7 protein-coding genes are annotated in these 6571 nt (G+C 69.3%); 1 reads left to right on the forward strand and 6 read right to left on the reverse strand.

All coding sequences use genetic code 11. The annotated features are described in order from the left end of the window. Window positions 1-92: 92 nt before the first annotated feature. The 3 genes from SFU54_RS07590 to SFU54_RS07600 are packed head-to-tail and all read right to left on the reverse strand — an operon-like array spanning window position 93 to window position 2975. On the reverse strand, window positions 93-917 hold the full coding sequence (locus SFU54_RS07590) for a PPK2 family polyphosphate kinase (protein WP_319015680.1): 825 nt from the start codon (window positions 915-917) through the stop codon (window positions 93-95). A 32-nt stretch (window positions 918-949) separates the two neighbouring features. Continuing rightward, complete coding sequence (gene menD, locus SFU54_RS07595) at window positions 950-2647, reverse strand: 2-succinyl-5-enolpyruvyl-6-hydroxy-3-cyclohexene-1-carboxylic-acid synthase (RefSeq protein ID WP_319015681.1); 1698 nt, start codon at window positions 2645-2647, stop codon at window positions 950-952. Beyond that, complete coding sequence (locus SFU54_RS07600) at window positions 2619-2975, reverse strand: PLD nuclease N-terminal domain-containing protein (RefSeq protein ID WP_319015682.1); 357 nt, start codon at window positions 2973-2975, stop codon at window positions 2619-2621. The genes menD and SFU54_RS07600 overlap by 29 nt, the downstream gene beginning before the upstream one ends. A gap of 61 nt (window positions 2976-3036) precedes the next feature. On the opposite strand from SFU54_RS07600, the gene SFU54_RS07605 reads away from it, so the two are divergent. Beyond that, a complete protein-coding gene (locus tag SFU54_RS07605; protein WP_319015683.1) occupies window positions 3037-3315 on the forward strand; it encodes a DUF4229 domain-containing protein in 279 nt (92 codons plus the stop codon). Here the strand turns inward: SFU54_RS07605 and SFU54_RS07610 are convergent. From SFU54_RS07610 to SFU54_RS07620, 3 genes are read right to left on the reverse strand one after another with little or no spacing between them, the layout of a single operon-like run. Further along, window positions 3312-4289, reverse strand: a complete 978-nt coding sequence (locus tag SFU54_RS07610) for a 1,4-dihydroxy-2-naphthoate polyprenyltransferase (protein WP_319015684.1) — start codon at window positions 4287-4289, stop codon at window positions 3312-3314. The two genes, SFU54_RS07605 and SFU54_RS07610, sit on opposite strands and share 4 nt — an antisense overlap. Before the next feature lie 10 nt (window positions 4290-4299). After that, window positions 4300-5436 carry an AMP-binding protein gene (locus tag SFU54_RS07615; protein WP_319015685.1) on the reverse strand — a complete coding sequence of 379 codons (1137 nt, stop codon included), beginning with the start codon at window positions 5434-5436 and terminating at the stop codon, window positions 4300-4302. Between the two features lie 38 nt (window positions 5437-5474). Continuing rightward, window positions 5475-6506: a serine hydrolase domain-containing protein gene (locus SFU54_RS07620; protein WP_319015686.1), complete on the reverse strand. Its 1032-nt coding sequence runs from the start codon at window positions 6504-6506 to the stop codon at window positions 5475-5477. Between the last annotated feature and the right edge of the window lie 65 nt (window positions 6507-6571).

Here is a 6571-nt window from a genome sequence, read left to right on the forward strand (position 1 = left end):
ATCGCAGACGCCCTCCGTTAGGCGCCCTCTCTTGGAGGGCGCCGCATCAACACAGGGGCTCCCACCGGCCGCGCAGCAGGCCGCTCTCTTCCTTAGGAACTGGCGAGCCGCCGTTTCTCGACCTCAACGTCGAAGTCGGCGGGCGGCCACTGCGGGTCGATGCGTTCGAGCGCGGCGATGAGCTGTGCCTGCACCGCGAGGCGCGCGTACCACTTGTGGTTCGCGGGGATGACGTACCAGGGCGCGTGCTCGGCATCCGTTCGCTCGATGGCGATCTGATAGGCAGCCTGGTAGTCGTCCCACAGCAGGCGTTCGTCGATGTCGCCCGGGCGGTACTTCCAGTGCTTATCGGGGCGGTCGAGGCGTTCGTGCAGGCGAGCCTTTTGCTCGTCGCGGCTGATGTGCAGCATGACCTTGACGATCGTCACGCCGTCGTCGGCGAGCCGCTTTTCGAAATCGATGATCTCGCCGTAGCGCCGCTCGATCTCATCGGCGGGGGCCAACTGCCGAACCCGGCCGATCAGCACGTCTTCATAGTGCGAACGGTCGAAGACGCCGATCATTCCGGCCTCGGGCAAGCGGCGCTCGATGCGCCACAAAAAGTGGTGGGCAAGTTCTTCGTCGGTGGGCTTCTTGAAGGCCGTGAGGTGCACGCCTTGCGGATCAACCGCGCCGACGACGTGTCGAACGATGCCGCCCTTGCCGGCAGTGTCCATGGCCTGTAGCACGAGCAACACGCGCTGCGTCGCGCCCGAGCGGCTCGCGGCAAAGAGGCGCTCTTGCAGGGCGCCAAGATGCTCAGCGCCCTCGGCCAGCATCTGTTCGGCGCGCTTCTTGTCGGCGGCGATGCCTGGGGTCGCGGAGCAATCAACGTCGGCCAGCACGAATCCGGCGCGGGCCCGCAACAACTCATCCATGGCCGGATGCTACCCGGGCGCCGCGCGCACGGCTACGGTTCGAGCGGCACCTCGACGAGCAGCAGCGGCTCGGGCGCCGTGAGCGCGTCATCGAGATCGGCGCGGGTTGTCGCCCGGCGGTAGGCCCAGCCCCCTGCCGCGGCGAGCGCCGCGAGGTCGGCACGGTGCGGTGTGCGCATGACGGTCGCGAAATCGTCGGGGTCGGCGGACTGGGCGACTTCGAGGTCGTCGAAGATCGTGCCGCCTCCGTCGTTGCCCACGAAGACGTGCAGGCGCAGACCCTCGGGCAGCGGAACGAGCAGCGCCCCGGCGTCGTGCAGCAGGGCGAGATCGCCCGTCAGAACGCGCGTCGTGCCGGCCCGCGTGTTGCGCGCCGCGGCGAGAGCGATGCCCGTGGCCGTCGAGACGGTGCCGTCGATTCCGGCGAGCCCGCGATTCGCGTGCGCCGTGATGGCCTTGCCCGGAACGAGCGCGTCGGCCACGCGAATAAGACGCGACGCCGCGAGCACGAGACGGTCGTGGGGCCAGGTGGATGCCCACACGGCCCGCGCGAGCATCCGTCGATCAATCGGCGCGCGCAGCACAGCGAGCTCGGCTTTCGCGAAGGCGGCGCGCACGCCGCGGTCATCCGGCACGGCGAGCGAGAGGTCGGGAGCGGGGTCGTCGGGCGCCTCAGACTCGAGCACGGCGCGCGACATGCTCACCCAGCCGCCCACCCAGCGTCGAACGACCGCAGGATCAGGGGTGCCGAGCGCGCGCACCTCGTCGACGATGCGGGCCCGCCGCCCGGGGTTGTAATCCTCGACGCCAGGAGTGCGCACAACGAGCACCTCGACGTCGGAGCGCTCGAGCAACTGCGGAACCTCGCGGCTGAGCGTGGGATGCCCGACCACGATCGCGCGGCCGACCGCCTCGCCGTGCGGGCCGCGCAAAACGTGGCGGTAGGCCACGACAGCATGGCGACCGAAGCGTGCGCCGCTCGTGACTTCGGCGATGAGCGGCGCGCCCAAGGCAACAGCGAGAGCCTCGGCCTCAGGGCCAGCGCCGTGGCCGGCGATCACGACGGTGGCGTCGTCGGGATGCAGTTCGACGACGACAGGGTCGGCGACTGTGGGTCGCTCGGGAACGGGCCCCCGAGCAACGGTGGCGGGCACATCGACGGGGCCGCTCAGCGGATCACGGTAGGCGAGGTTGAGATGCACCGGGCCATCGGCGCTCGCGCGCACAGCAAGGGCGCCGAGCTCGCGCGCATCACCGGCCTCGGCTGGGTCGCCAACGGGCGCGGGAATGTCCCAGTCGGCGCGCACAATCTCGCCGAAGATGCCCGGCTGCAGCGTGGTCTGATTGCCGCCAATGCCTCTCAATTCGGCGGGGCGATCGGCGGTCAACACAATGAGCGGAACCCCAGAGTGGTGCCCTTCGAGCACCGCGGGGTGCAGATTGGCCACGGCGGTTCCCGAGGTGCACACGACGGCAACAGGTCGCCCGCTCTCGATCGCGAGGCCGAGGGCCGTGAAGCCCGCGACGCGTTCGTCGATGCGCACGTGAAGGTCGAGGTGACCCGCGCGCGCGAGGGCAGCAGCAGCGAGGGCGAGCGACTGTGAGCGTGATCCCGGGCTCAGCACCAGGTCAGCAACGCCAGCCTCGATGAGCCCCTCGAGCAGTGCCATCGCCGCGATGCTCGCGGGCGACACGGCCGGGTCAGCGCTCGGGGTCAGCGGGGGTGTCATCGTCGAGGTCGGCGAGCTCTTGCTCGAGGCGACGCAGGCGCTCGTCGTCGGCCGCGCGGCGCGCGACCTCGTCACTCGAAAGCGTGCTCAAGAAGCTCGGGTCGTCGTCGGGCGCGATGGGGCGACGAACACCGCCTGCCGAACGACGCGCTTTTCCGACGACAAGCCAGAGCACGCCGCCAAGCACGGGAAGCAGCACGACACCGGCAACCCAGACCTGCTTGGGAAAGGCGCGGACTCGGCCGCGGTCGGTCAGCAGCGCGTCAACGATGCTGTACACCCAAAAGGCGACCGCAACGACGGCGAGCACGACCAAGACACGAGGCATGCCGAAAGTGTACGCCGCACGCGCTCAGCGCTCACCGAGAGGCCGCTCGTAGACTGATGAGGTGAGCCCATGGATTCAGTACACGTTGCTTCGCCTCGGCTTGTTTGGCGCGGCGCTCGGCGTGCTGCTCGCCCTGCAGATTGACTGGTGGTGGGCCGCGATCATCGCGAGCATCATCGCCATGACGGTCTCGTACATCTTCTTCTCGTCGCTGCGTGACGCTGTGGCGCTCGACCTGCACGCCCGGCGCACCCGGCCGTCGGTTGACCCCGACGCCGAAGCCGAAGACGCTGCGTCGGACGACGCCGGTCGCTCGGCGAGCGAGCCGACGACGCGCTAGAAGGCGATCGCCGCCGCGAGCCCGAGGCCCGTGGTGAGCGCCGCGAGCGACGTGAGCTTGAGCGCGAGCACGAGCTCGTGCGGCGTTTTCGCGAGCAGCACGATGAGCACGACGGGTGCCGAAATCAGCAGCGTGAAAAAGACCATGGGCGCCCACACGTAAATGAGGGCGAACGGCACGATGAATCCGAAGGCGCCGAGCAGCATGAGCACGAAGAGGATGCGCGCGGGAAGGTCGCCGATGCGAACTGCCAAGGTCTTTTTGCCGACCCGGGCATCCTGTTCGCGATCGCGGATGTTGTTGACGAGCATGATCGCCGCCGCAAAGAGTCCCGCGAGCGAACCAGCGAGCCACGCCTCGAAGGGCACCTGCTGAATCTGCACAAAGGTCGTGCCCATCGTGGCGACGAGTCCGAAGAAGAGGAACGCGACGAGTTCGCCCAGCCCGAGGTAGCCGTAGGGCAGCTTGCCGCCCGTGTAGAACCAGGCCGCGACGATCGCGACGGCACCGACGGCGAGCAGCCACCAGATGCCCGTGAGCACGACGATCGCGATACCCGCGGCGGCCCCGAGGCCGAAGAACACGAGCGCCACCGTGAGCACCGTGCGGGGTCGGGCAGCACCCGAACCCGTCAGGCGGCTGGGTCCGACGCGCTGAGCATCGGTGCCGCGCACGCCATCGGAGTAGTCGTTGGCGAAGTTGACGCCGATCTGCAAGAACACCGCGACGCCCAGGCACAGCAACGCGAGCGCAAGGTTGTAGCCCTGCGTGACGTACGCGATGGCGGTACCGAGTGCGACGGGCGAGATCGCGAGGCTCAGGGTGCGCAGGCGGGCACCGGCGATCCAGTCGCGCGCGGTCGCGCGGCGCACCTTCGCCGGGTTTCCGGATGCCGCGCTCGCCTTTGCGGGGTTCGTGCGCTTGGTCTGCTTGCTGGCGGGCTTCTTCGCGCGCGCCTTCTTCGTCGTGGCCACGAGCGTGAGTTTAGTGACCCGCGGCCGCGCGGCGAGTCAGGGCGAGCCGGTCGGGTTTGCCGCTCGGCAAGAGGGGCACAGCATCCACGGTCAGAATGCGATCGGGGCGCGCCTCGGGAGGCATCGTGGCCCCGACGGCGCGACGCAGCGACTCGAGGTCAGGTCGGGTCGTCGTGACGACCACGGGCACTTCGCCCCACTCGGGGTGATGGCCCGCGACGACGACGGCGTCGGCGAGGCCCGGCTGTTCGCGCACGATGCGCTCGACGTCGCCGAGGCGCACCTTGAGTCCGCCCGTGACGATCGTGTCGTCGATGCGACCCGTCACGCGCAGCACGCCGTCGACGAGCTCGCCCGCGTCATCGGTGCGGTACCAACGCTGCCCGTCGTGCTCTACGAACGTCGCCGCGGTGCGCTCGGGGTCGTCAAGGTAGCCCTCGGCGAGCGTGGGGCCGCCAAGTTCGACGCGGCCGTCGGTGATGCGCACCTGGGTCTGGCCCACGGCAACACCGTCGTAGACGACTCCGCCGCAGGTCTCGCTCGATCCGTAGGTGCGGGTGAGGTGCCAGCCCAGCGCCGTTGCGCGCTCGATGAGCGGTGCGGGCGTGGCCTGTCCACCGACGAGAATGCGGGAGAACCCCGCGAGCGCTCGGCGCAAAGCGTCATCGGCCTCAGCCTCGTCGACGAGTCGGCTGAGTTGGGCGGGGACGAGAGCGGTATACCTGACCGGGTCGTCCATGGCCGCGACGGCCTCGAGCACACGCGCGGCACTCAGCCGACCAGCCGGCACGGGCATCGGCGTGCTGCCCGCCGAGAGAGAACGCGCCAGCACGTTGCTGCCCGCGATGTATTGCACCGGCAAGGCGAGCAACCACTGCCCGGGCCCCCCGAGGGCACTCTCGCTCGCGGCGGCGCTCGCGCGCACGGCGTCGGCGCTCAGGGCGACGCGCTTCGGCCGGCCGGTCGTACCGCTCGTCTCGACCACGAGCGCAACGCCGTCGTCGACCGTGAGCGGCGCCGTGTGCACGGGGTTCACGCCACCGCCGCGGAACAAGACGGCCGGGCCCGTGCCATCGAGGGCATCGCGCAGAGCGGCGAGGCACGCGATCGGGTCAGCAGTATCAACAACGGCGAGGGGGCGAGTCACATGTTTACGCTACTCCGCGCGGCTGGGGCCGCGGTGGGTCAGGATGCCGCGAGCGCAGCGGTGCGGATCATCAGTTGGTAGGGCAACTGCCGCTGCTTGAGCTGGTTGACCGTGCCCACGACGATGACGCCCGTGCGAGCATCCCGGTACCACACCACGCCCGAGGCGCCCGAGTGACCCTGGAATTCGAACGAGCGAAAGCCCGTGAAGACCGCGGGAAGCCGAAAGCGCATGACGCCCGTGCCGTACTCAAGCGGGTTGAAGATGCGGTGCCAGTCGGTCAGCATCTCGTCGAGCAAAGCCTTTTCGAAGAGGCGGCCGTCGAAGAACGCCTGCAAGAAAGTGACGCCGTCGCGCAGGGTCGAGACCACGGCGCCTTGACCGCCGCACGAGGCGAGAAGCAAGGGCAGCCGGAGGTCATCGTCGCCGTGGCGGATGATCGCCATCTCATCGAAGCGATCGAGCGTCTCGGTCGTGAACACGTAGGTGTGGTCGAGACCGAGCGGGCCCGTGATGCGCGCACGCACCGACTCGGCGAACGAGCGTCCGTCGAGACGCTCGACCACGCCGTCGAGCAGTTGAAAGCCCGTGTCGCTGTAGAGCCCGCGGCCGCGGCGCGCGGGGGTCATGGCGCGCGTCCACTCGACGACCTCGGCCTCGCCCCAGCCGAAGTCGTTCTGCATCGCGCGCTCGAGTGTCGTCGGACCGTCGGGGCGCGTGCCTTCAAAATAGTCGGCGAGCCCGGCGGTGTGGCCCATGACCTCGCGCACGGTGATTTCGCTGCTGACGTCGCGGCCGTTCTCAACGGCAAGGCCGCTCAGGTCGAGGTCAGGCAAATAGGTCGCGATCGGAGCATCCCAGTCGAGGCGGCCCTCGTCACGCAGTCGCGCCAGGCACGCGACGGTGAAGAGCTTGCTCACGCTCGCGACAAAGAACGGCCGGTCGAGGTCGCCGTGCACGACATCGAGGCTGCCGTCGGGGGTCACGACGCGCCACAGCACCTCGCCCGTGCGACGGTCGGCGACGCTCTTCTCGATCTGGCGACGGATGCGCTGCTCACGTGTGCTCATGGTTCTCGTTCTCCTGGGGGTAGTCGCGGGGTTCCCCCGCCCGTGTTTACGGCGTTAACATCTGC

Origin of the sequence: Microcella sp., from assembly GCF_033763155.1 — a bacterium.
Classification (GTDB): Bacteria; Actinomycetota; Actinomycetes; order Actinomycetales; family Microbacteriaceae; genus Microcella.